The following is a 22,951-nucleotide window of genomic DNA, read 5'->3' as shown; positions in this document are numbered from 1 at the left end:
AGTCGATAAGGGAGCGCGGCGGCCAGCGCCGCGCTGAGAAGCTTATTTACCGGCGGCGGTACGCCACTCTTTGATGTACTCGAGGCGTTTTTTCGGCTGCAGGTATTCCAGCAGCGTTTCATCAACCGGGATCGGCTTCAGCGCGTTGCCGAGGATTTTGGTCAGGCCGTCGATATCGTTCTTGCCTTCGATATCGTTACGAATGGAGGGGATGTCCGCCTGATTGGCCAGAATGCTTTGCCCTTGTTCAGACAGCACATAGTCCAGCCACAGCTTCGCGGCATTGCCGTTTTGCGATTGCTGGCTGATGAACGACACGCGCGACAGCACCAGGGTGTAATCTTTCGGATAGGCAATGCCGAGTGACGGATCGTTCTTCGCGCGCGCTTCCGCATAGGATCCGAGGATATTAAAACCGATCAGGTTTTCACCGGAGGAGACGCGCTCCATCATGGTGCCGGTCGACGACTGCACCGATACGCCCCCTTTGGCGACGTCCGCCAGGGTCTTGAAGTAGTTTGGATCGGCGTTGTGATCCTGCACCGAAAGCATAAAGCCCAGACCCGATTTTTCGATGTCGTAGGTGGTGACTTTATTCTTAAATTTGTCCGTCTGGCTGGCAATTAGCTTCGCCAGCGCGGCGTGAGAATCCGGCACGTCGCCGGCCGGGATCAGGCGCTTGTTGTAGATAAAGACCACCGGCTCATAGGTGGTGCCGTAGGCCTTATCTTTCCAGACCGCCCATTTCGGCAGCTGGCTTTGCTCCGGAGATTTGTACTCCATGGCGTAGTCGGTGGCGAGCTTCAGCCCGGTGTCCATCGAGGAGCTCCAGACCACGTCGCCGCTCACGCCGCCGGAGGCCTGTTCGCTGATGAAACGGTTGTACAGCTCGGTGCTGTTCATATCGTTGTATTCAACTTTGATGCCCGGGTAGGTTTTTTCGAAGCCCTGGATCAGCGGCCCGGCGGCTTTGATGTCGGTGGTGGAATAGATGACAACCTTGCCCTCCTTCGTGGCGGCATCAACCACTTTTTGATACTCAGCAGGATAGCCCTGCGGCAGGGCAGACAGTGCAGAAGCAGAGAACAGTACGGTAGCGGTAAGCAGAGAAATTCGGAACGTGTTCGACATTATAGTTAACCTTTTAGTTACATTTGAGGAACTAATTGTCAACATAGCCTATCGTGCTCCACCCACAATAGGGTGAAGCGGGCGATGATTCCGAAGTGTGATTGTCGCCGTCGTTTCAGCAATTAACACCATAAAATCCGCGAACGTTAGCCTGTGAACGGTTTCGGATTACGGTTTATCGCCGGATTTACGGTATAGCCTGCGGGGATGACCAATATTGCCATACAGCATTTCGACGCTGATTAACCCGCTCTCCACGCAGTATTCAAGATAGCGACGCCCCGTGGTTTTGCTGATCCCCACGTTTTCCACCACCTCTTCAACCGACATCGCGCTGTCGGGACGATCGGCGAACAGGCGTTTAATCTTTTCCAGGGTCTGGGGCTCAATACCCTTCGTGGAGGGCGTCACGGAGGCTTCTGCGGCAGGCAGGTTAAACAGGCGATCCAGCGCATGCTGGTCGACCACCTTCACCTGCTGCACGGTGTGGATGAAGCGCATAAACCGCTCCAGCGAGGCGTGCAGGCGCTGAAAAAAGACGGGCTTGATGAGGTAGTCAAACGCCCCGCTGCGCATGGCGTGGCTGCAGGTCTGCATATCGCTGGCGGCAGTGATGAAGATCACCGAGCACTCATAGCTTTTCAGCAGCGGGTTATCGATGAGCTCCACGCCTTTACCGTCCGGAAGATAGTTGTCCAGCAGGATAAGCCGCGGCTGATGCTGACGAATCAGGCTGCATGCCTGCTCAATCGACGCGGCGATGCCCACCACGCGTAAATGAAAATTCTGCTCGATATACTCGCGATGCAGCTCCGCCAGGTGCGGCTCATCCTCAACGATCACAACATCAAGTGCTCGGGTCATGCTTTAGCCCATTCGGAATAAACACAGAAAAAATAGTTCCCTGCGGCGTGTTGTCGGCAATCTCTATACTGCCGCCAGCCTTGTCGATATATCCTGCCACCAGAAACAGGCCAATACCGTGCTCGGTGCCCACAATGTCGTTTTCGCTTTCCGGCTTGCTGCTGAACCCCTGGCGGAAAATGTGCGGCTTCACGGCATCGTCCACCCCGCAGCCCCGGTCGGCCACCTCGATCAGCAGCTCCTGGTTACGATCGGAAATGTAGAGCTCGATCGGCGCGTGGACCGGGGCGTTGAGGGTCGCGTCCACGGCGTTATCCAGCAGATTACCGATAATCGACATCAGCTCCGTTTCGCCGAGCGCGGCAGGCATGCGGGTGAGCTGGCAGGCGGGATCGAACAGCAGCTCAATGCCTTTTTCGCGCGCGCTGACGTACTTTCCCAACAGCAGCCCGCACAGCGCGGGAGATGAAAAACGCGCGGAGACAAAGTCCAGCACCCGCTGCGCGCCTTCGGACTGCACCTGGATGTAACGGATCGCCTCGTCATAGTGTTTCATCTGCAGTAACCCGACCAGCGTGGCGGTCCAGTTCAGCTGTTCGTGGCGCATAATGCGCAGGTTGTCCGCATAGCGTTTGATCTGGCTGAGCTGGCTGCTGAGGGTGTTAATGTCATTTTTGTCGCGAAAGCTGTACACCCAGCCGCTTTCAACTCCGGGCTCGACCTCAATCGCCACGCGGTTGACGATCACCTCGCGCTGGTTGAGCACCGCAATCTGGTCGTGGCGGCCCGCGCTCACCGAGGCATAGCGCTGGGAGAAAAAGCCCGGCGATGTCTGAAGGATATCTTCCAGCGGTTTACCAATAAGGTCTTTCTCACTTTGCCGAATATCCAGCATCTCGCGTGCGGCGCGGTTAATTAAAATCAGCTGCTTCTCCTGATTAACGGCAAATACCCCTTCGTACATGGCTTCTAATAGCGCGCGCTGCTGCAAAACCAGCTGAGCGATATCTTTCGGCTCCAGCCGGAACATCTGTTTTTTGAGATTGCGGGTAAACAGCCAGGAGAAAATAAACAGCAGCAGCAGAAGACCCGCGCCGTACAGCCCGGACTGCCAGAGAATGCGCGCATTAATATTGGCAATGTACGAGGTCAGATAGCCGACCGAGACAATACCAATCACCTGATGCCGGGCGTTGAAGATGGGCGCTTTGCTGCGCAGTGAAACGCCAATGCCGCCCTGGCGTACGGAAATAATGGTTTTGCCCTTTAAGACTTCGGCATTATCTCCGCCGATCATCGGTAAATTAATGCGTTCCGGGGATTCCGAATGATAAAGGTGCTGCTCCTCGGTATCGCCAATCACAATGTAGCTGGCATCGCTTTCAGCCCGCAGCGGCTGAATTAACCGGGCGATGCCGGGGATATCTCTGGCCGCAACCTTTTCCGCCAGGCCCGGCATCAGCGCGATCTGGCTGGCCTGCACCCGGGCGCGCTGGCCGAGGTCGTGATGGAGCTGTCGGTCAATAAAATGAAACAGGATGGTTCCCAGCAGAACTAACAGCAGGCAGGAGAAGCACACCAGCGCTAAAAATAGCTTTACCTGAAAAGAGAGCCTGCGTTTCATTCAACCTGCTGATGTTATGTAAAAGTGACATTCGCCGAGCCTGACATGGGCCAATAGCGGACGCAATCTGGCAAGAAAAGAGTTGTGACCTGGCTTTTCGTTTTCGGCGTTATAGCCATCATGATCCCGTCAGGCTATGCTTCATTCAGCACGATAATAATTACAGAGGCAATGTCATGGATAAAGAGCTACTGGATGCGGGTTACCGGGCCTATACCGGCGAGAAAATTGACGTTTACTTCAATACCGGGATTTGCAAACACTCCGGTAACTGCGTGCGTGGGAGCGCAAAGCTGTTTAATCTGAAACGTAAACCGTGGATTATTCCTGATGAAGTGGACGTTGAAACGGTTGTCCGCGTGATTGATACCTGCCCGAGCGGTGCGCTGAAGTATCGCCAAAAATAAGCGAGGAACCATGGATATTCTGGAAGGCCACAACAAGTTTTACGTGAATGATGCAAGCGGAAATCAGGTCGCGGAGATTGTCTTCGTCCCGACCGGCGAGCATCTGAGCATTATCGAGCACACCGATGTAGATGAGAGCCTGAAAGGGCAGGGCGTTGGTAAACGGCTGGTGGCGAAAGTGGTGGAGAAGATGCGCGGTGAGAACCGCAAAATTATCCCGCTGTGCCCGTTCGCGAAGCATGAGTTTGATAAAACGCGGGAGTATGACGACATTCGGGCGTGATTCACTGGAGCAATCATTGCCGGGTAAGCGCAGCGCCACCCGGCACAATGTCTGGCAGGAACCTTAGCCGACAAACATTACCGACACGCACAGCACGCCGACGATCAGCGTCAGCAGGTTGCCAATGGAGCGGTACTGTTTCAGCGAGGGGATAAGATACGTCGACAGCGTCGGCATGATAAACAGGATCATGGCGATAAGCGGGCCGCTGATGGCGTAAATCATCGAAATGGCGTTGGGGTTAATGCAGCAGACCGCAAAGGTAATGAACGACACCCCCATGATGGAAATCGCGCGGTTAAAGGCGCGGCTCTTTTTCACGCCCACCTGATTGAGCGACGACTTCACGATCTCCGTCGCCCCTTCAATCACCCCAAAATAGGTGCCGAGGAACGATTTCGACATCGCAACAATCGCCACGATAATCCCGGAAATGCCGAGCCACGCCGGAGAAGAGGGCATCATCGACAGCGCGGACAGGATCGTCACTCCTTGCTCTTTGGCCGTCACAATGTACGACGGTGGAATAGAGAGCAGGCAGCTGAAGACAAAGAACAATACGCTCAGGCAGATGATCAGGTAAGCCACCTTCATGATCTTCTTGCATTTATCCATGGCGCCGTCGGCAAACTTCTCCCGACGGTCAACGGCAAAGGTTGAGATAATCGGGGTATGGCTGAAGGCAAACACCATCACCGGAATCGAAATCCAAACCTGGTGCAGCGTATGGCTATCGACGGCCATCTGGCTGGTCAGCAGCGCCGGTTGCCAACTGCCGATAAGATAGAGCGAGACAAACAGAAAATAGGCAATCAGCGGAAACACCAGGAAGCCCATTACCTTTATCGTGATATGGCGTCCCATCAGGAAGATCAGGTTCAGGACCAGCACCACCCCGAGGCTAACCAGCACGCGAACGCCGGTATCCACCGTCAGGTGTTTCGCCAGCTGTTCGGTTAACGAGTTGGTGATCGCCACCGCATAAATCTGCACCACCACGAAGAAGGCGACGAAATAGAGGGTAGTGATCAGATTGCCGATCTTCTTGCCGTAATAGTGCGAGACGGCGCCGGTGATCCCTTCATTGCCTTTTGTTTTTGACGACAGGATAAATTGCGCCAGCGCTCTGTGCGGCCAGTAGGTTAAGGGGTAGGCCACGAGGGCGGTAATAAACAGGACAATCGCGCCTGCGGAGCCCAGCTGAATGGGTAGGAACAGCGTTCCTGCGCCCACGGCTGTGCCATAGAGAGCGAAACTCCAGAGAGTCTCATCTTTTGACCAAATTTTCGACATTAGAGCAACGTATCAACTATCAAACCAACAGAATGGCGTGCAATTTACCATAGATAAGCTCGGAGAGCGCAGTTGCTTCGACGGCGTTTGGCCGGAACGGGCGTCCGGCCAGAGGAGGATTAGCCTGCCAGGGCGCGCCGTTGCTGGCGACGCTTAAGAAATTTCTCGCGCAGGTTATCGTATGCCCAGTTGTAGAACATGGTGTACGGCAGGAAGAACAGGAAGAAACCGATTTCCAGCGTGAATGCCTGCAGCAGGGTGACCCCCAACACGGCGGCGACAATGGACACGCCAATCACAATAAACCCGCATTCGAACCCCAGCGCATGCAGCGCGCGCACCTTTGCCGTACGTTTGACGCGCTGAACGGGCCAGAAACGGTCGAAGCCGAAGTTATAGATAATGTTCCACAGCATGGCGGTGGTGGCCAGAATAATGGTTAAGGCGCCCATCTCCATCACGGAACGCTGCATAAGCCACGCCGCCGTGGGGGCGAGGATAGCGGTGGCAATGCCTTCGAAACAGACGGCATGAAAGATCCGCTCCGGCAGTTTACGTTGAAGTGCATCCTGGTGTTGCATAGTCATAGACCTCGTTAATTCGCCGGTATGGGCGTTGATGTGGCCTATTTTCATCGCTAAAGCTGATATATTAAAGATGGTATCCATCGCTAAAGTAGATAGGTCATGCGCTATTCACCCGAAGCCCTTAATGCGTTTGTCGAGACCGTGGCGGCAGGCTCTTTTTCTGCCGCCGCACGCCGGCTGCGTAAAAGCCAGTCGACGATCAGCACGTCGATTGCCCATCTTGAAGCCGATCTGGGCTTCGAGCTGTTTGACCGCTCGGCGCGCCAGCCGGTGTTAACGGCCCAGGGGGAGCAGGTGCTGGGCTACGTGCAGGCCATCCTGGCCGCCAGCACGCGGCTGGATGAACTGGCGGTATCGTTAACGGCGAAAACGGAGGCGCGTCTGACGTTTGTCCTTTCCGATACCCTCAACCCGGACGTGCTGGAAGAGATGATGAAACAGTTTGACGCCCGCTTTCCCCATACGGAATTCGAATGCCTGATTGGCGAGGAAGAGGACGTAATCGATCTGCTGCAAAAGGAGCGCGCGCAGATTGGCCTCACCGAAGCGCGGGACGGTTATCCGACGGATATCGGCGCCACCCGGCTGCCGATGCAGACCCGTATGGCGATCTACGTCGCGACCACGCATCCGCTGGCCGGGCAGCATGACGTCCAGCGTGACGAACTGCACGGCTGGCGGGAGCTGCGGTTGAGCACCTATCTGGAGCGCGAGGCGGAGATTGCGCGCGGGCCCGTCTGGTCAGCGCCGAATTACCTGTTACTCTTGAGTATGGCGGTGCAGGGATTCGGCTGGTGCGTATTGCCCTGTGCGCTGGTGGATGAGTTCGCAGCCGCAAAATCGCTGGTGCAGCTCAACGTTCCCGGCTGGCCCAGGGCGATCGGCATCGATCTGCTGTGGAATAAACGCACCCCTCCCGGCGTGGCCGGAAGCTGGCTGCGGCAGTATCTGCAGGATGCACACTGAACCTTGTGATTAAACTCACTATTTTTAAACAATTAAGATAATTACCAGTAACAATCCTCTACTATCGTCATGTCATTTAACACAGAGGTCGTGATGAAAGATGTCGTAATAGTGGGTGCGTTGCGTACGGCTATCGGCTGTTTTCAGGGAGCGCTTGCGCGTCACTCGGCGGTTGAACTGGGCAGCGTGGTGGTGCAGGCGCTGGTGGAGCGTAGCGGGATCGCAGCTCACGAAGTTGACGAGGTGATCCTGGGACAGGTCCTCACGGCCGGTGCCGGGCAAAACCCTGCGCGCCAGGCGGCGCTCAAGGGCGGGCTGCCCAATACCGTCTCCGCCATCACCATTAACGACGTCTGTGGTTCAGGATTAAAAGCGCTGCATCTCGCGACGCAGGCCATTCAGTGTGGTGAAGCGGACGTGATCATTGCGGGCGGGCAGGAGAATATGAGCCGCGCGCCGCACGTGTTGACCGACAGCCGTACCGGCGCACAGCTGGGCAACAGTCAGCTGCTCGACAGCCTGGTGCATGACGGGCTGTGGGATGCGTTCAATGACTATCATATGGGCGTGACCGCGGAAAACCTGGCGCGCGAGTACGGCATCAGCCGTGAGGTGCAGGATGCCTATGCGCTAAGCTCGCAGCAAAAAGCGCGAGCGGCGATTGATTCCGGCCGTTTTCGCGACGAAATTGTCCCGGTCAGCACCCACCGCCAGAGCGGCGAGCCTGTCGTTGTGGATACCGATGAACAGCCGCGCACCGACGCCAGCGCTGAAGGCCTGGCGAGGCTCAATCCTGCGTTTGAAATGCAGGGATCGGTGACGGCGGGAAATGCCTCTTCCATTAACGACGGCGCTGCCGCCGTGATGATGATGAGCGAAAGCAAAGCCCTTGAGCTCGATCTCCCCGTGCTGGCGCGCATTAAGGCATTCGCCAGCGTAGGGGTTGATCCGGCATTAATGGGGATCGCGCCGGTCTACGCCACTCGCCGCTGTCTGGAACGCGCGGGGTGGCAGCTTTCGGATGTGGATCTGATCGAAGTGAATGAGGCCTACGCCGCGCAGGCGATCTCCGTCGGAAAAATGCTGGAGTGGGATCCGCTGCGGGTCAACGTCAACGGCGGGGCGATCGCGCTGGGGCACCCGATCGGGGCGTCCGGCTGCCGGATCCTGGTTTCGCTGGTCCACGAAATGAAAAAGCGCAATGCCCGCAAAGGGATTGCCACGCTCTGTATAGGCGGCGGGCAAGGGGTGGCGCTGGCCATCGAACGCTAACCTTTCCTGATTAATGAAACCTCCTGCGGGAGGTTTTTTTTATCCTCCCCTCATTCCCATGCCTCTTAACCGTGATCCGGGTGTCATTTTCGATATAAACAAAATAAAAAATGAAACGTTGTTTTGAATTTAATTGAAAAGCCTATTTTATGCCGATAGTATGTGTTCATCATGAAAACGGAACGTTGTTTCGTTTATTTTCTTCTTTTGGGCATGACCACATCTGGAGGTTACCGTGGACGTCAGACAAAGCATTCACAGCGCACACGCCAAAACGCTGGATACGCAGGGGCTGCGCAGTGAGTTTTTAGTTGAGCAGGTGTTCGAGGCCGATAGGTACACTATGGTCTACAGCCATATCGACAGCATTATTGTGGGCGGGATTATGCCGGTGGCAAAAACCGTCTCCGTGGGCGGAGAAGTGGGTAAACAGCTGGGCGTGAGCTATTTTCTGGAGCGTCGCGAGCTGGGTGTGATTAATATCGGCGGTCCGGGCACCATCACCGTGGACGGTCAGTGCTACGAGATTGGTCACCGCGATGCGCTGTACGTCGGTAAAGGGGCGAAAGAGGTGGTCTTTGCCAGCATTGACGGCGCTAAACCCGCGAAGTTTTACTACAACTGTGCCCCTGCGCATACCGCATACCCGACAAAAAAAGTGACGCCTGAGGACGCAGCGCCCGTAACGCTGGGCGACAACCTCACCAGCAACCGCCGCACCATCAATAAATACTTCGTGCCGGACGTGCTGGAAACCTGCCAGCTCAGCATGGGGTTAACCGAGCTGGCGCCAGGCAACCTGTGGAACACGATGCCGTGCCATACCCACGAACGACGCATGGAAGTTTACTTCTACTTCAACATGGATGAGGACGCCTGCGTGTTCCACATGATGGGGCAGCCGCAGGAAACGCGCCATATCGTGATGCACAACGAGCAGGCGGTCATTTCGCCAAGCTGGTCCATTCACTCCGGCGTTGGGACGAAAGCCTATACCTTTATCTGGGGTATGGTGGGCGAAAACCAGGTCTTTGATGACATGGACCATGTTGCGGTCAGCGATCTGCGCTAGTCGCGGGCAGTGAAGCATAAACCTGCCTGTGAGTGACAGGCTCTGAAAGAGTAAGGAATAAACATGATTCTGGATGCATTCTCTCTGCAGGGGAAAGTGGCTGTGGTTTCCGGGTGTGACACCGGGCTGGGCCAGGGGATGGCGTTAGGCCTGGCGGAAGCAGGCTGTGACATCGTCGGGATTAACCTTGTTGAACCCACGGAAACCATCGAACGCGTGACCGCGCTGGGCCGTCGCTTTCTCAGCCTGAACGCCGATCTGCGTAAAATCGACGCCATTCCGGAACTGCTGGATCGCGCGGTGGCTGAATTCGGCCATATCGATATTCTGGTCAATAACGCCGGGCTGATTCGCCGCGAAGATGCGATCAGCTTCAGCGAGCGCGACTGGGACGACGTGATGGATTTGAACATCAAGAGCGTATTTTTTATGTCCCAGGCGGCGGCGAAGCATTTTATTGCGCAGGGGAAAGGCGGCAAGATCGTGAATATTGCCTCTATGCTCTCGTTCCAGGGCGGCATCCGCGTACCGTCTTACACCGCGTCCAAAAGCGCCGTGATGGGCGTGACCCGCCTGCTGGCAAACGAATGGGCGAAGCATAATATCAATGTGAATGCGATTGCGCCGGGCTACATGGCGACCAACAACACGCAGCAGCTGCGCGCGGACGAACAGCGTAGCGCGGAAATCCTCGACCGCATTCCTGCGGGACGCTGGGGCCTTCCGGGCGATCTGATGGGCCCGGTGGTATTTCTGGCCTCGTCGGCTTCAGACTATATCAACGGCTACACGATTGCGGTTGATGGCGGCTGGCTGGCGCGTTAACCCGCTTCAGATTCATACCTCTGCTTTTGAGCAGAGGTTTTTTTTGCATAAAATTTGCCAAAGTCCATATTGATAAACACGAAAAATCCATACTAAAAAATCATGAATGACTGTCATCACACTTTTAATGCTTAAAAATGAAGTGATTAGTAAAAATCTGTGATTATTCACCGTGAGTTGAAATTGTAATGTCCATCACAGATCGCTATGCCGCAGCGAAATAATCCATATCTTCACCTTTTCCCGCCTGACACTTTTCCGCGCTTTCTCGTAATTTCAGTTAACGAATTTTGCTGTTGAGGCAGGAAAAATATGACATCTATCAATGACTCTACCCTGATGCCCGCTGCGCTGCGCGATACTCGCCGCATGAACCAGTTTGTCTCCATTGCCGCCGCCGTGGCGGGCCTGTTGTTTGGACTGGATATCGGCGTCATTGCCGGGGCATTACCGTTTATTACCGATCACTTTACCCTCAGCAGTCGCCTGCAGGAGTGGGTGGTGAGCAGCATGATGCTTGGCGCGGCCATCGGCGCGCTGTTCAACGGCTGGCTTTCGTTCCGTCTGGGGCGCAAATACAGCCTGATGGTCGGAGCGATTCTGTTTGTCGCAGGCTCCATTGGCTCGGCGTTTGCCGCTAACGTTGAAGTGCTGCTGCTCTCCCGCGTGCTGCTGGGGGTAGCGGTGGGGATTGCCTCCTACACGGCGCCGCTTTATCTCTCCGAAATGGCAAGCGAAAACGTGCGCGGCAGGATGATCAGCATGTATCAGCTGATGGTCACGCTGGGCATCGTGCTGGCGTTCCTGTCCGACACGTATTTCAGCTACAGCGGCAACTGGCGCGCGATGCTGGGGGTGCTGGCCTTACCGGCGCTGGTGCTGATCGTGCTGGTGGTTTTCCTGCCAAACAGTCCGCGCTGGCTGGCGCAAAAGGGACGCCACGTGGAGGCGGAAGAGGTCCTGCGCATGCTGCGCGATACCTCTGAAAAAGCGCGCGACGAGCTGAACGAGATCCGCGAAAGCCTGAAGCTGAAGCAGGGCGGCTGGGCGCTGTTTAAGATCAACCGCAACGTGCGTCGCGCGGTCTTCCTCGGCATGTTGCTGCAGGCGATGCAGCAGTTCACCGGCATGAACATCATCATGTACTACGCGCCGCGCATCTTCAAAATGGCCGGGTTCACCACCACCGAACAGCAGATGATCGCCACGCTGCTGGTGGGCCTCACCTTCATGTTTGCCACCTTTATTGCCGTATTCACCGTGGACAAAGCCGGGCGTAAACCGGCGCTGAAAATTGGCTTCAGCGTGATGGCGCTCGGCACGCTGATCCTCGGCTACTGCCTGATGCAGTTTGATAACGGCACGGCCTCCAGCGGGCTTTCGTGGCTTTCCGTCGGCATGACCATGATGTGTATTGCAGGCTACGCGATGAGCGCCGCGCCCGTGGTGTGGATCCTGTGCTCCGAAATCCAGCCGCTCAAATGCCGGGATTTTGGCATCACCTGTTCCACGACCACCAACTGGGTGTCGAACATGATTATCGGCGCGACCTTCCTGACGCTGCTGGACGCGATTGGCGCGGCGGGAACCTTTTGGCTCTATACGGTGCTGAACGTAGCCTTTATTGGCGTGACCTTCTGGCTGATCCCGGAAACTAAAGGCGTGACGCTGGAACACATCGAGCGCAGGCTGATGGCCGGGGAGAAACTGCGGAACATTGGCGAGTAAACGTAGTACCTCTTTAAGTTAAGCGCTTACAAAGTATGCAGAAAGGGCAAAGGTGGCGCTTAACCAGAGTAATTACGCAGTGAAATTGTCTACTAATTTTGGCAGGGGAGGGTTAAATCATAAGAATTGAACTTAGGATAATTCTTAAGGTGCTGTATCATCGGACCACCGCTAACGTTTGAGCAAAGATGCAGGGCATCCTAAAAATAATTCATATGTCTGAGATAGATATCAAAAAAAATAGCGATCTTGATTTCCCCCATTATGCCCCCCCGGCTATTCACGCTAAAGAGATAGATCTTTTAGGCCTGTTAGGGGTTCTTCTCGCGGCGAAAAAACGCATCGTCGCGGTTACCTTCGCGTTTGCACTGGTTGGTCTCGCCATTTCATTTTTACTGCCGCAGAAGTGGACCAGTAAAGCGGTGATCACCCAGGCGGAGCAATCGCAGTGGAACCCCTTGCGTCAGATGCTGGTGGCACTTCAGGTGCTTGACGTAGACGCGCAGATTACCCGCCCGGAAGTCTTTGACCTCTTTATTAAAAAGTTTCAGTCGCAGTCGTTGCTCGAGGAGTACCTGAAATCCTCCCCTTACGTGATGGCGCAACTTAAAGAGGCCGAGGTGGATCCGCTTGATCTTCATCGGGCGATAGTGAACATCTCGGACCGAATGAAAGCGGCAAATGACGCTCAGGGAAAAGACGCGGATAAAGCGCCTTACGTTTCCTGGACGTTAAGCTTTACTGCGCCGACGGCAGCCGATGCGCAAGCCGTCCTGTCGGGATACATCGATTATATCGCAGCTATTGTTGAAAAAGAGACGGTGCAGAATATCCGCAACCAGATCGCCCTGAAAACCAACGTCGTTGCCCAGCAGCTGGAGCTGGATCGCGTCCGTTTGACCAATATTCACAATACCAACCTGCAGCGTCTGAATTATTCCCTGGAAGTAGCGAATGCCGCAGGCATTAAGAAGCCGGTCTACAGCAACGGGCAGGCGGTAAAAGACGATCCGGACTATTCCGTTTCGCTCGGCGCTGACGGCATCGCGCAAAAGCTGCAGATTGAAAAAAATCTCAGGGACGTGACCGAGCTGAATGCGGATTTCCAGAACCGGGAATACCACCTCGCGCAGCTGAAAAAGCTCTCCTTTGCAGACGTTAAGCTTGAGCCATTCATGTATCAGCTCTCTCCTTCCATGCCGGTGAAAAAGGATGGCCCGGGCAAGGCTCTGATTGTTGTTCTGGCGGCGCTCCTGGGTGGGCTGTTTGCCTGCGGCAGCGTTTTGCTGCGCGAGGCGATGCTCAGCCGTAACCCGCTCCCCGAACCGGTGACGGAATAAACCCCGCAGTTAAAAAAGGCGCTGATTAAAGCGCCTTTTTTTATGTACATCGGTTGTGTTACAAAAAGAGATCGAAGATAAGGAGGGATGATGAAAACGATCGGCCTGTTAGGGGGGATGAGCTGGGAATCGACAATCCCGTATTATCGCCTGATTAACGAAGGGGTAAAGCAGCGTCTGGGCGGTCTGCACTCCGCAAGCCTGCTGCTGCACAGCGTTGATTTCCATGAAATCGAAGCCTGCCAGTCGAGCGGCGAGTGGGATAAAGCCGGAGAAATCCTGGCCCAGGCGGCGCTGGGACTGGAGCGTGCCGGTGCCGAGGGTATCGTGCTTTGTACCAACACCATGCACAAAGTGGCGTCGCATATCGAGGACCGCTGCTCGCTGCCGTTCCTGCATATTGCGGACGCGACCGGGCGTGCAATTGCGGCATCCGGGATGCGCCGCGTAGCGCTGCTGGGCACGCGCTACACCATGGAACAGGATTTTTATCGCGGACGCTTGCACGGCGAATTCGGGATCGAAAGCCCGATCCCTGATGAAGAAGACCGGGCGCGCATTAATCAGATTATCTTTGACGAGCTCTGCCTTGGGACCTTCAGCGAATCTTCCCGCGCCTTCTACGTCAGCGTCATCGAGAAGCTCGCGCAGCAGGGGGCCGAGGGGGTTATCTTCGGCTGTACCGAGATTGGCCTGCTCGTACCGGCTGAGCAAAGCCCCATTCCGGTATTTGATACCACCGCCATCCATGCAGAGGATGCCGTGGCGTTCATGCTGTCATAATGCGTTTTGCAGGTCAGGCAAGCGAAGCGCCACCTGACGTGCGTGCTCAATCATATGTTCTGTAAAAGCCTCTACCAGCGCGGAAGCCGGGCGGTGCAGGGGGCGGATCAGGCTCACGGTGAACGGGACGGATACGCTAAAACGGCGGATGACGATCCCGCTTCCGGCATAGTCCAGCGCCGTGAGCGGGTTAACCACCGCGACGCCCACGCCCGCCCGCACCATCGCGCAAATCGACGCCGCGCTGTGCGTTTCCACTACCATTCGCCGTTTGACCTGATGCTCGGCAAACAGCGTATCCAGCAGCTGTCGGTAACTGTCGGTCTGCGACAGGCTGATGTAGTTTTCCCCGTGAAAATCCTCAGGCGCGAGCACCGCCTTATCGGCAAGCCGATGCCCGGCGGGCAAAACGCACACTTCATCTAATGAGATCAATTCCGTACGCGCCGTTCCCGCTGGCGTGGAGAGGGTTTCAGTCAGGCCTAAATCGTGACGCTGGGCCGAAAGCCACTCTTCAAGCAGGGGAGACTCCTGCGGCACGATGGTGAGACTGACCTCCGGGTAGCGGGCCAGAAAGGGCTGCAACAGCATCGGCAAAAAGGATTGCGAAAAGACGGGCAGGCAGACAATTGACAGCTCGCCCTGACGAAACTCGCGCAGGCTTTCCGCAGCACTCACGATTCTGTCCAGCCCGTACCAGGAGCGCTGGACCTCCTCGAACAGGCGTAACCCCTGCACCGTCGGGTGAAGCCTGCCCCGGGTGCGCTCGAACAGCTTCAGCTCCAGCACTTTCTCGAAGCGCGCCAGCTCGCGGCTCACGGTCGGCTGCGAGGTATGCAGCATCTGTGCGGCTTCGGTGAGATTGCCGGTGGTCATCACGGCGTGAAAAATCTCGATGTGGCGTAAATTGACGGCGGGCATAGGGCACCTGAAATCAGATAACTGTCCATATCATTTTTGCATAGACTCGCGATAAAACGATATTTTTTATTCTCTTTGCGCTGTGGCGTAATCATAAAAAATGAATTTATCCGGAGATGACCATGCCACGCCCGCTTAACCAGACTGATACCGATTTGAACGCCGACAACCTGCTGCGCCTGCCCGCCGAGTTTGGCTGTCCGGTGTGGGTCTACGACGCGCAGATCGTCCGCGAGAAGATCGCCGCCCTGCATCAGTTTGACGTGGTGCGTTTTGCCCAGAAGGCCTGCTCCAATATCCATATACTGCGCCTGATGCGTGAGCAGGGCGTGAAGGTCGACTCCGTCTCACTTGGCGAAATCGAGCGCGCGCTGGCGGCCGGATTCGATCCGAAAGCCGACAGCGATGCGATCGTCTTTACCGCCGATGTGATCGACGATGCGACGCTGGCGCGCGTCCACGAACTGCAGATCCCGGTGAATGCCGGCTCTGTGGATATGCTGGAGCAGCTGGGTCAGGTTTCCCCCGGCCACCGCGTCTGGCTGCGCGTAAACCCGGGCTTTGGTCATGGTCACAGCCAAAAAACCAATACCGGCGGCGAAAACAGCAAGCACGGGATCTGGTATGCCGATATGCCTGCCGCGCTGGCGGTACTGCAGCGCTACGGCCTGAAGCTGGTGGGGATTCATATGCACATTGGATCCGGCGTGGATTATGGCCACCTGGAGCAGGTGTGCGGCGCGATGGTGCGTCAGGTTGTCGACTTCGGTCAGGATCTGGAGGCGATCTCTGCCGGTGGCGGTCTCTCCATCCCGTATCGCGAAGGGGAAGAGGCGATCGATACCGATCACTATTACGGCCTGTGGAGCGCCGCGCGCGATCAAATCGCCGCGCATCTGGGCCATGCGGTGAAGCTGGAAATTGAGCCGGGTCGCTTCCTGGTGGCGGAAGCGGGCGTGCTGGTTTCGCAGGTGCGCAGCGTGAAGGAGATGGGCTCTCGCCACTTCGTCCTGATTGACGCAGGCTTTAACGATCTGATGCGTCCGTCCATGTACGGCAGCTATCACCACATAACCGCCCTGGCCGCCGACGGCCGCGACTTAACGCAGGCGCCGCGCCTTGAGACGGTGGTTGCCGGGCCGCTGTGCGAATCGGGTGACGTATTCACCCAGCAGGAGGGTGGCAAAGTGGAGACCCGCGCGCTGCCGGAGGTCAAGCCGGGTGATTATCTTGTGCTGCATGACACCGGTGCCTACGGGGCGTCAATGTCCTCTAACTACAACAGCCGCCCGCTGCTGCCGGAAGTGCTGTTTGATAACGGCAAGGCACGGCTTATTCGTCGTCGCCAGACCATTCAGGAACTGCTGGCTTTAGAGCTCATCTGATGAAAGTACGGCCCCGCCGTGACCGAATCGCGTAAAACCAGCGTGCCGGTAAACGGTGGGATCGCATCGACCGGCTGGTTTTTTGCCAGCCGGATCGCCTGATCGATGGCCGTGACAATCATACTGTCGATAGGCAGATACACCGATGAGAGCGCAGGCTCCAGCCATTTCGCGCATGGGGCATCGTCAAAGCCGAACAGAGAAATATCCTGCGGGATTTTAAGCCCCGCCTGGTGCAGCGCTTTAGACGCACCCAGCGCCATATCGTCGTTACAGGCAAACAGGGCGCTAAACGATACGCCGTCGGCAATCAGCTCCTTGCACAGCTCGTACCCCCGCGTCATTCCCGCATCGCCGTACTTTATCCGACGCTCGTCCAGACGGATGCCGTGCTTTTCCAGCGCCTTGCGATAGCCCATCAGCCTTGCTTTCCCGGTTGGGGTGTGGATCGGAACGGTGATACAGGCGATCTCCCGATGGCCCTGGCCGATCAGGTAATCAACGGCCTTAAACGCGGCATCCTGCTGTTCGAAGAACACGCAGCGATCCGGCGCCTGACTCACTTCACGGTTAATGACCACCAGCGGCGTTTTCACGGTGTTCATCATTTTGACGATCGTTTTTTCGCTCATGTAGCGGGTATAAAGCACGATGGCATCGCACTGGCGATCGGCCAGCATCTGCACCGCCTGTTCTTCCTGCTCCGGCGCGTCGTGACCGTCGGTGACGATCAGCTGTTTCCCGTGGGTTTCGGTCTGCCGCGATGCCTGCTGGAGAAGCCGGCCAAAGTAAAAGCCGTCGAAGGTGGAAACCACCAGACCAATGCTGTTGCTGGTCTGGTTAGCCAGCGAGCGCGCGAGAAAGTTTGGGCGATAGCCCAGCGCTTCCATCGCCGCAAATACCTGCTGACGCGTACTCTCTTTGACCTGACCCGTGCCGTTCAGCACGCGCGATACCGTGGCCTTCGACACGCCCGCACGCAGTGAGACATCCAGCATTGTTGCCATTCTACATTCCTGCTTCCACGTAATGGCCTGCAGTTTAACACAGACCTCACGGCGTATAAGCGATGCGGGAAGCGCAAAACTTCTGCCACGATCACGCTTTTCGGTAACGATTCGTCTGACTCTGGTAAAATAATCGCCGAGTCCGGCTGGGGCGTCAGGCTAGCAACCCCATGAGAAAACGCAGGTGAAACGTGAATAAAACTGTCATCCTCCCGCTTTACCAGGCACCGCACTATGCGGAGCAGGTTACCGACTGGCTCTGGCAGGCCTTTGGCGAAGGGCTGCCCCGGGAATTTTTCCACAGCATTATTGAGCACAGCCAGGCGCCGGGCGCATTACCGCTGACCTTTATCGCCGTAGAAGACGAACGGATTCTCGGCACGGTAGGGCTCTGGCGCTGCGATTTGATCGCCCGTCAGGATCTCTTTCCGTGGCTGGCGGCGCTCTACGTTGACGACGCGGCGCGAGGCAAGGGCCTGGCAGGAAAGCTACAGCAGCATGTCATCAGCTGGGCCGCGCGGGCGGGATATGAAGAGCTGCACCTTTGGTCCGCCTGCCGCGACTTTTACGAACGTTACGGCTGGCGGTACGTTGGCGATGCGCTCGAATACCCGAACAAGACGGTACACCTTTACCGCTATTCGCTCTGCGCTTCTGACGGGGACGCAACGGAGTGACGGCGCACCAGGGTTGGGCTGAAGAGATGGGTAATATCCGGCGGCTGGCGCTGCTCCGCCAGGGCTAACGCCAGCTCGGCGGCCTGCGTTGCCATGGTAACGATCGGGTAGCGCACGGTGGTCAGGCGCGGGCGCACGTAGCGAGAGACCAGCACGTCATCAAAGCCAATCAGTGAGATCTCTGCCGGTACCTCAATCCCGTTGTCGTTCAGCACCCCCATCGCGCCTGCGGCCATGGAGTCGTTATAGCTGGCCACCGCCGTGAAGTTTCGTCCGCGGCCCAGCAGCTCGGTCATGGCCTGCTCACCGCCGCTCTCATCCGGTTCGCCGTAGGCTACCAGACGGTCATTACACGGCAGCCCGTTCTCGCGCAGGGCATCGTAATAGCCCTGCAGGCGGTCTTCCGCATCAGAAATCGGATGATTGGAGCAGAGATAGCCAATCCGGGTGTGGCCCTGTTGAATCAGATGGCGGGTCGCAAGCCACGCGCCGTAACGGTCGTCGAGCGCCACGCAGCGTTTTTCAAACCCGGGAATAGTGCGGTTGATGATGACCATTCCGGGGATCTGCTTCATCAGATGAATCAGTTCGGCATCCGGGATCATTTTGGCGTGAACCACCAGCGCCGCGCAGCGGTGGCGGATCAGCTGTTCGATGGCCTGGCGTTCTTTTTGTTCATTATGATAGCCATTGCCGATCAGCAAAAAATTGCCTGTCTGATAAGAAACCTGCTCAACGGCTTTCACCATGGCGCCGAAAAAGGGATCGGAGACATCGCCCACCACCAGACCAATGGTTTCTGTGGACTGCTGCGCGAGCGCGCGGGCGTTGGCGTTGGGATGATAATTCAGGGATTCCATGGCGCTCTGTACCGCCTGACGTGATGCGTCACTGGCTTTGGGTGAATCATTAATCACGCGCGAGACGGTTGCCACCGACACGCCAGCCAGACGGGCCACATCCTTTATTGTCGCCATTCATTACCTTCTTATTGGGGGTAAGCGTTTACACACCAAATAGTGTTGCGGAAAAGCGGCGTGCATTCAAGGGGAGCGATTTCCCCTACGCCACAAACGTGACGCAGCACACCCCCGGTAGTGTAATCGTTACACGCGCAGTCATGTCTGAATAATGTCAATCTGAACCTTTAGTTACACTTTGCCTCAGGCTGTTGCGATTGTCCGATGGCGAGGATGTTAAAGAGATTGATACAGTCGAGATCCCAGAGGTATTGATTGGTGAGAATTCTTAGTACGGTTTCGTACTCATCTCTTGCACCAACCTGCGCGGATGCGCAGGTTTTTTTTCGCCTCCACTTTTGCTGTCGCTCCTCTATTACTTCTCGTGTAATCTGCCACCATTTACTTCCACCCCTCCACGCTGGCTGGCAAAAGGAGTTGAGATGCTATTTGGGTTCTTCCGTACTCTGTTCCGTATTCTTTTTCGCATTCGCATCACTGGCGATGCCCAGGCGCTTCGCGGCGAACGCGTTCTCATCACACCAAACCATGTCTCCTTCATAGACGGCATCCTGCTGGCGCTGTTTTTACCCGTGCGTCCGGTGTTTGCGGTCTATACCTCCATCAGCCAGCAGTGGTACATGCGCTGGCTCACGCCGCTAATTGATTTCGTGCCGCTCGACCCGACCAAGCCGATGATGATTAAGCATCTGGTTCGCCTGGTTGAGCAGGGGCGTCCGGTGGTTATTTTCCCGGAAGGGCGTATTTCGGTGACCGGTTCGCTGATGAAAATCTACGACGGCGCGGGGTTTGTCGCGGCGAAGTCAAAAGCGACCGTGGTGCCGCTGCGCATTGAGGGCGCAGAGCTGACCCATTTCAGCCGCCTGAAAGGGCTGGTGAAGCAGCGTCTGTTCCCAAAAATCACACTGCACATTCTGCCGCCAACGTCACTGCCCATGCCGGAAGCGCCGCGCGCCCGCGATCGCCGTAAAATCGCCGGGGAAATGCTGCATCAGATTATGATGGAAGCGCGCATGGCCGTGCGCCCGCGCGAAACGCTGTACGAATCTCTGCTTTCCGCGCAGTACCGCTATGGCGCGAAGAAAAACTGCATCGAAGACATCAACTTTACCCCGGATACCTACCGTAAGCTGCTGACCAAGACCCTGTTTGTGGGCCGCATTCTGGAGAAGTACAGCAAGAAGGGCGAGAAGATTGGCCTGATGCTGCCTAACGCAGGCATCAGCGCGGCGGTGATTTTTGGTGCGGTCTCCCGCGGGCGTATTCCGGCGATGATGAACTACACGGCGGGCGTGAAGGGGTTGACCAGCGCGATAACCGCTGCGCAAATCAATACCCTATTTACCTCCCGCCAGTTCCTGGACAAAGGCAAGCTCTGGCATCTTCCCGAGCAGCTGACCCAGGTGCGCTGGGTCTTCCTGGAAGATCTGAAAGCGGACGTCACCACCGGCGACAAGCTGTGGATTTTTGCTCACCTGCTGATGCCGCGTCTGGCGCAGGTCAAGCAGCAACCGGAAGATGACGCGATTATCCTCTTCACCTCGGGCTCGGAGGGCAACCCGAAAGGTGTCGTCCACAGCCACAAGAGCATTCTGGCGAACGTCGAGCAGATCAAAAGCATCGCCGACTTTACCGCAAACGACCGCTTTATGTCGGCGCTGCCGCTGTTCCACTCCTTTGGCCTGACGGTGGGGCTGTTTACGCCGCTGCTGACCGGCGCAGAAGTCTTCCTCTACCCGAGCCCGCTGCATTACCGCATCGTGCCGGAGCTGGTGTATGACCGTAACTGCACCGTCCTGTTCGGCACCTCGACCTTCCTGGGGAACTATGCGCGTTTCGCCAATCCGTATGATTTCTATCGCGTGCGGTATGTGGTGGCCGGTGCGGAAAAACTGCAGGAGAGCACCCGTCAGATCTGGCAGGACAAGTTTGGCCTGCGCATTCTCGAAGGCTATGGCGTTACCGAGTGTGCGCCCGTGGTCTCGATTAACGTGCCGATGGCGGCGAAGCCGGGCACGGTAGGCCGCATTCTGCCGGGAATGGACGCGCGCCTGCTGGCCGTGCCGGGCATTGAGGACGGTGGCCGCCTGCAGCTGAAGGGGCCAAACGTGATGAACGGTTATCTGCGCGTGGAAAATCCGGGCGTGCTGGAAGTGCCGACGGCGGAAAACGTCAACGGCGAGGTTGAAACCGGCTGGTACGACACCGGGGATATTGTCCGTTTTGATGAACAAGGCTTTGTCCAGATTCAGGGGCGCGCGAAACGCTTCGCCAAAATCGCCGGTGAAATGGTCTCTCTGGAAATGGTTGAGCAGCTGGCGACGGCCGTCTCTGCGGATAAAATGCATGCGACGGTGGTGAAGAGCGATGCCAGCAAAGGCGAGGCGCTGGTGCTGTTTACCACCGACGCTGAGCTGAAGCGCGACCGGTTACTGAGCTACGCGCGTGAACACGGTATCCCTGAACTGGCCGTGCCGCGCGATATCCGCTGCCTGAAGCAGCTTCCGGTGCTTGGTAGCGGGAAGCCCGATTTCGTGACCCTGAAAGGCATGGTTGAAGAGGCGGAACAGCAAAATGCGTGAGTCAGTACACACTAACACATCGCTCCGGTCGAAAGGCATGATGGCCGTTATCGCCGCGCAGTTTCTCTCTGCGTTCGGCGATAACGCGCTGCTGTTTGCCACCCTGGCGCTGCTAAAAGCCGAGTTTTACCCCGACTGGAGCCAGCCGATCCTGCAAATGGTGTTTGTGGGCGCTTACATTATCTTTGCACCGTTCGTCGGTCAGGTGGCGGACAGTTTCCCCAAAGGCCGGGTGATGATGTTTGCCAACGGTCTCAAGCTGCTGGGTGCGGCCAGCATTTGCTTTGGCTTCAACCCGTTTATTGGCTACACGCTGGTGGGCATTGGCGCTGCCGCCTACTCCCCGGCGAAGTATGGCATTCTCGGCGAGCTGACCACGGGCGATAAGCTGGTGAAAGCCAACGGCCTGATGGAGTCATCCACCATTGCCGCTATCCTGCTCGGATCCGTCGCGGGCGGCGTGCTGGCCGACTGGCATGTCCTGGCGGCGCTGGGCGTCTGCGCGGTGGTCTACGGCGGCGCGGTCGTGGCGAACCTGTTTATTCCTAAGCTGCCGGTGGCTCGTCCGGGGCAGTCCTGGCGCTTTAAGCCGATGACCGGCAGTTTCTTTACCGCCTGTCGCGTGCTGTGGCGTAACGGAGAGACGCGTTTCTCCCTGATGGGGACCAGCATGTTCTGGGGCGCAGGCGTCACGCTGCGCTTCCTGCTGGTGCTGTGGGTGCCGGTGGCGCTGGGCATTACCGACAACGCGACGCCAACCTATCTTAATGCGATGGTGGCCATCGGCATTGTGGTGGGGGCAGGTGCGGCGGCGAAGCTGGTGACGCTCGAAACGGTGGCGCGCTGCATGCCCGCGGGGATCCTGATTGGCGTGGTGGTGCTTATTTTCTCGCTGCAGCATGCGTTATTGCCCGCTTATGCTCTGCTGATCCTGATTGGTATTCTGGGCGGGTTCTTCGTGGTACCGCTCAACGCGTTGCTTCAGGAGCGGGGCAAGCAGACGGTCGGTGCGGGGAACGCCATTGCGGTACAAAACCTCGGTGAAAACCTGGCGATGCTGTTAATGCTCGGGCTCTACTCGCTGGCGGTGAAGGCGGGCGTGCCGGTGGTGGGGATTGGCGTCGGCTTTGGCGGACTGTTTGCGATTGCAATTGCTGTATTATGGGTTTGGCAGCGTCGCCGTTGAGCGCTTTGCCCGGTCAGGCGAAGCCGCCACCCGGCAAA

21 protein-coding genes are annotated in these 22,951 nt (G+C 56.9%); 13 read left to right on the top strand and 8 right to left on the bottom strand.

From position 1 onward, the window contains the following. Nucleotides 1–42 precede the first annotated feature (42 nt). From FY206_RS19955 to FY206_RS19945, 3 genes are all read right to left on the bottom strand, one after another. Nucleotides 43–1,131, bottom strand: a complete 1,089-nt coding sequence (locus FY206_RS19955) for an ABC transporter substrate-binding protein (RefSeq protein WP_032643234.1) — start codon at nucleotides 1,129–1,131, stop codon at nucleotides 43–45. A gap of 168 nt (nucleotides 1,132–1,299) precedes the next feature. Beyond that, nucleotides 1,300–1,995, bottom strand: coding sequence for a response regulator (locus tag FY206_RS19950; RefSeq protein ID WP_032643232.1), 696 nt, complete (start codon nucleotides 1,993–1,995; stop codon nucleotides 1,300–1,302). Next, the gene (locus FY206_RS19945; protein ID WP_032643230.1) at nucleotides 1,979–3,619 is read right to left on the bottom strand and encodes an ATP-binding protein; all 1,641 of its coding nucleotides are present in this window, start codon (nucleotides 3,617–3,619) and stop codon (nucleotides 1,979–1,981) included. Before FY206_RS19945 ends, FY206_RS19950 begins: the two co-directional genes overlap by 17 nt. Nucleotides 3,620–3,795: 176 nt before the next feature. Here FY206_RS19945 and yjdI point away from each other — a divergent pair, with 176 nt between their 5' ends. Together yjdI and FY206_RS19935 are read left to right on the top strand one after the other, a co-directional pair. Then, nucleotides 3,796–4,026 carry a 4Fe-4S mono-cluster protein YjdI gene (gene yjdI / locus FY206_RS19940; protein WP_008499689.1) on the top strand — a complete coding sequence of 77 codons (231 nt, stop codon included), beginning with the start codon at nucleotides 3,796–3,798 and terminating at the stop codon, nucleotides 4,024–4,026. A gap of 10 nt (nucleotides 4,027–4,036) precedes the next feature. Continuing rightward, on the top strand, nucleotides 4,037–4,309 hold the full coding sequence (locus FY206_RS19935) for a GNAT family N-acetyltransferase (RefSeq protein ID WP_032643228.1): 273 nt from the start codon (nucleotides 4,037–4,039) through the stop codon (nucleotides 4,307–4,309). Nucleotides 4,310–4,372: 63 nt separating this feature from the next. Here FY206_RS19935 and FY206_RS19930 read toward each other — a convergent pair whose 3' ends face one another. Together FY206_RS19930 and FY206_RS19925 are read right to left on the bottom strand one after the other, a co-directional pair. After that, nucleotides 4,373–5,602, bottom strand: a complete 1,230-nt coding sequence (locus tag FY206_RS19930; protein ID WP_032643226.1) for an amino acid permease — start codon at nucleotides 5,600–5,602, stop codon at nucleotides 4,373–4,375. A gap of 119 nt (nucleotides 5,603–5,721) precedes the next feature. Next, nucleotides 5,722–6,183: a multidrug/biocide efflux PACE transporter gene (locus FY206_RS19925; protein ID WP_032643224.1), complete on the bottom strand. Its 462-nt coding sequence runs from the start codon at nucleotides 6,181–6,183 to the stop codon at nucleotides 5,722–5,724. A gap of 105 nt (nucleotides 6,184–6,288) precedes the next feature. On the opposite strand from FY206_RS19925, the gene FY206_RS19920 reads away from it, so the two are divergent. The 7 genes from FY206_RS19920 (at nucleotide 6,289) to FY206_RS19890 (ending at nucleotide 14,175) form a co-directional block, all read left to right on the top strand. Then, nucleotides 6,289–7,155: a LysR family transcriptional regulator gene (locus tag FY206_RS19920; protein ID WP_032643223.1), complete on the top strand. Its 867-nt coding sequence runs from the start codon at nucleotides 6,289–6,291 to the stop codon at nucleotides 7,153–7,155. Nucleotides 7,156–7,248: 93 nt separating this feature from the next. Next, nucleotides 7,249–8,427, top strand: coding sequence for an acetyl-CoA C-acetyltransferase (locus FY206_RS19915; RefSeq protein WP_032643222.1), 1,179 nt, complete (start codon nucleotides 7,249–7,251; stop codon nucleotides 8,425–8,427). A gap of 235 nt (nucleotides 8,428–8,662) precedes the next feature. Beyond that, on the top strand, nucleotides 8,663–9,499 hold the full coding sequence (gene kduI / locus FY206_RS19910; protein WP_077064447.1) for a 5-dehydro-4-deoxy-D-glucuronate isomerase: 837 nt from the start codon (nucleotides 8,663–8,665) through the stop codon (nucleotides 9,497–9,499). 63 nt (nucleotides 9,500–9,562) lie between these two features. Further along, nucleotides 9,563–10,324: a 2-dehydro-3-deoxy-D-gluconate 5-dehydrogenase KduD gene (gene kduD, locus FY206_RS19905; protein ID WP_032643219.1), complete on the top strand. Its 762-nt coding sequence runs from the start codon at nucleotides 9,563–9,565 to the stop codon at nucleotides 10,322–10,324. Between the two features lie 312 nt (nucleotides 10,325–10,636). Beyond that, nucleotides 10,637–12,052 carry an arabinose-proton symporter AraE gene (araE, locus tag FY206_RS19900; RefSeq protein WP_032643217.1) on the top strand — a complete coding sequence of 472 codons (1,416 nt, stop codon included), beginning with the start codon at nucleotides 10,637–10,639 and terminating at the stop codon, nucleotides 12,050–12,052. A gap of 215 nt (nucleotides 12,053–12,267) precedes the next feature. Beyond that, nucleotides 12,268–13,392, top strand: coding sequence for an LPS O-antigen length regulator Wzz(fepE) (gene wzz(fepE) / locus FY206_RS19895; RefSeq protein ID WP_032643214.1), 1,125 nt, complete (start codon nucleotides 12,268–12,270; stop codon nucleotides 13,390–13,392). A gap of 90 nt (nucleotides 13,393–13,482) precedes the next feature. Continuing rightward, the gene (locus FY206_RS19890; protein ID WP_032643212.1) at nucleotides 13,483–14,175 is read left to right on the top strand and encodes an aspartate/glutamate racemase; all 693 of its coding nucleotides are present in this window, start codon (nucleotides 13,483–13,485) and stop codon (nucleotides 14,173–14,175) included. Here FY206_RS19890 and FY206_RS19885 read toward each other — a convergent pair. Continuing rightward, nucleotides 14,170–15,096, bottom strand: coding sequence for a LysR family transcriptional regulator (locus tag FY206_RS19885; RefSeq protein WP_032643210.1), 927 nt, complete (start codon nucleotides 15,094–15,096; stop codon nucleotides 14,170–14,172). The two genes, FY206_RS19890 and FY206_RS19885, sit on opposite strands and share 6 nt — an antisense overlap. Before the next feature lie 122 nt (nucleotides 15,097–15,218). On the opposite strand from FY206_RS19885, the gene lysA reads away from it, so the two are divergent. Next, nucleotides 15,219–16,481 (top strand): diaminopimelate decarboxylase, encoded by a 1,263-nt coding sequence (lysA, locus tag FY206_RS19880; protein WP_077064448.1) that lies wholly within the window; start codon nucleotides 15,219–15,221, stop codon nucleotides 16,479–16,481. Here lysA and FY206_RS19875 read toward each other — a convergent pair. Next, nucleotides 16,451–17,488: a LacI family DNA-binding transcriptional regulator gene (locus FY206_RS19875; protein WP_032643206.1), complete on the bottom strand. Its 1,038-nt coding sequence runs from the start codon at nucleotides 17,486–17,488 to the stop codon at nucleotides 16,451–16,453. The two genes, lysA and FY206_RS19875, sit on opposite strands and share 31 nt — an antisense overlap. A gap of 191 nt (nucleotides 17,489–17,679) precedes the next feature. On the opposite strand from FY206_RS19875, the gene FY206_RS19870 reads away from it, so the two are divergent. Continuing rightward, entirely contained in the window at nucleotides 17,680–18,165 is a 486-nt protein-coding gene (locus FY206_RS19870) for a GNAT family N-acetyltransferase (RefSeq protein WP_032643204.1), read from the top strand. Here FY206_RS19870 and galR read toward each other — a convergent pair. Further along, nucleotides 18,126–19,142 carry an HTH-type transcriptional regulator GalR gene (galR, locus tag FY206_RS19865; protein ID WP_032643202.1) on the bottom strand — a complete coding sequence of 339 codons (1,017 nt, stop codon included), beginning with the start codon at nucleotides 19,140–19,142 and terminating at the stop codon, nucleotides 18,126–18,128. The two genes, FY206_RS19870 and galR, sit on opposite strands and share 40 nt — an antisense overlap. Before the next feature lie 425 nt (nucleotides 19,143–19,567). On the opposite strand from galR, the gene aas reads away from it, so the two are divergent. Beyond that, complete coding sequence (aas, locus tag FY206_RS19860) at nucleotides 19,568–21,727, top strand: bifunctional acyl-ACP--phospholipid O-acyltransferase/long-chain-fatty-acid--ACP ligase (protein ID WP_032643198.1); 2,160 nt, start codon at nucleotides 19,568–19,570, stop codon at nucleotides 21,725–21,727. Beyond that, nucleotides 21,720–22,913 (top strand): lysophospholipid transporter LplT, encoded by a 1,194-nt coding sequence (gene lplT, locus FY206_RS19855; RefSeq protein ID WP_032643195.1) that lies wholly within the window; start codon nucleotides 21,720–21,722, stop codon nucleotides 22,911–22,913. Before aas ends, lplT begins: the two co-directional genes overlap by 8 nt. Nucleotides 22,914–22,951: the final 38 nt, after the last annotated feature.

Origin of the sequence: Enterobacter chengduensis (assembly GCF_001984825.2) — a bacterium.
Lineage (GTDB): Bacteria > Pseudomonadota > Gammaproteobacteria > Enterobacterales > Enterobacteriaceae > Enterobacter > Enterobacter chengduensis.
The sequence above is the reverse complement of the archived record's forward strand: the minus strand, read 5'-3'. Positions and strand labels throughout refer to the sequence as shown.

What these genes read in the sequence shown, in the direction of transcription:
- FY206_RS19885 (WP_032643210.1), bottom strand. Translation starts at nt 15,096, where the DNA reads ATGCCCGCCGTCAATTTACGCCACATCGAGATTTTTCACGCCGTGATG.
- FY206_RS19945 (WP_032643230.1), bottom strand. Translation starts at nt 3,619, where the DNA reads ATGAAACGCAGGCTCTCTTTTCAGGTAAAGCTATTTTTAGCGCTGGTG.
- FY206_RS19875 (WP_032643206.1), bottom strand. Translation starts at nt 17,488, where the DNA reads ATGGCAACAATGCTGGATGTCTCACTGCGTGCGGGCGTGTCGAAGGCC.
- FY206_RS19930 (WP_032643226.1), bottom strand. Translation starts at nt 5,602, where the DNA reads ATGTCGAAAATTTGGTCAAAAGATGAGACTCTCTGGAGTTTCGCTCTC.
- galR (WP_032643202.1), bottom strand. Translation starts at nt 19,142, where the DNA reads ATGGCGACAATAAAGGATGTGGCCCGTCTGGCTGGCGTGTCGGTGGCA.
- aas (WP_032643198.1), top strand. Translation starts at nt 19,568, where the DNA reads ATGCTATTTGGGTTCTTCCGTACTCTGTTCCGTATTCTTTTTCGCATT.
- FY206_RS19890 (WP_032643212.1), top strand. Translation starts at nt 13,483, where the DNA reads ATGAAAACGATCGGCCTGTTAGGGGGGATGAGCTGGGAATCGACAATC.
- FY206_RS19935 (WP_032643228.1), top strand. Translation starts at nt 4,037, where the DNA reads ATGGATATTCTGGAAGGCCACAACAAGTTTTACGTGAATGATGCAAGC.
- FY206_RS19915 (WP_032643222.1), top strand. Translation starts at nt 7,249, where the DNA reads ATGAAAGATGTCGTAATAGTGGGTGCGTTGCGTACGGCTATCGGCTGT.
- FY206_RS19950 (WP_032643232.1), bottom strand. Translation starts at nt 1,995, where the DNA reads ATGACCCGAGCACTTGATGTTGTGATCGTTGAGGATGAGCCGCACCTG.
- yjdI (WP_008499689.1), top strand. Translation starts at nt 3,796, where the DNA reads ATGGATAAAGAGCTACTGGATGCGGGTTACCGGGCCTATACCGGCGAG.
- FY206_RS19925 (WP_032643224.1), bottom strand. Translation starts at nt 6,183, where the DNA reads ATGCAACACCAGGATGCACTTCAACGTAAACTGCCGGAGCGGATCTTT.
- araE (WP_032643217.1), top strand. Translation starts at nt 10,637, where the DNA reads ATGACATCTATCAATGACTCTACCCTGATGCCCGCTGCGCTGCGCGAT.
- lysA (WP_077064448.1), top strand. Translation starts at nt 15,219, where the DNA reads ATGCCACGCCCGCTTAACCAGACTGATACCGATTTGAACGCCGACAAC.
- FY206_RS19955 (WP_032643234.1), bottom strand. Translation starts at nt 1,131, where the DNA reads ATGTCGAACACGTTCCGAATTTCTCTGCTTACCGCTACCGTACTGTTC.
- lplT (WP_032643195.1), top strand. Translation starts at nt 21,720, where the DNA reads ATGCGTGAGTCAGTACACACTAACACATCGCTCCGGTCGAAAGGCATG.
- FY206_RS19920 (WP_032643223.1), top strand. Translation starts at nt 6,289, where the DNA reads ATGCGCTATTCACCCGAAGCCCTTAATGCGTTTGTCGAGACCGTGGCG.
- kduD (WP_032643219.1), top strand. Translation starts at nt 9,563, where the DNA reads ATGATTCTGGATGCATTCTCTCTGCAGGGGAAAGTGGCTGTGGTTTCC.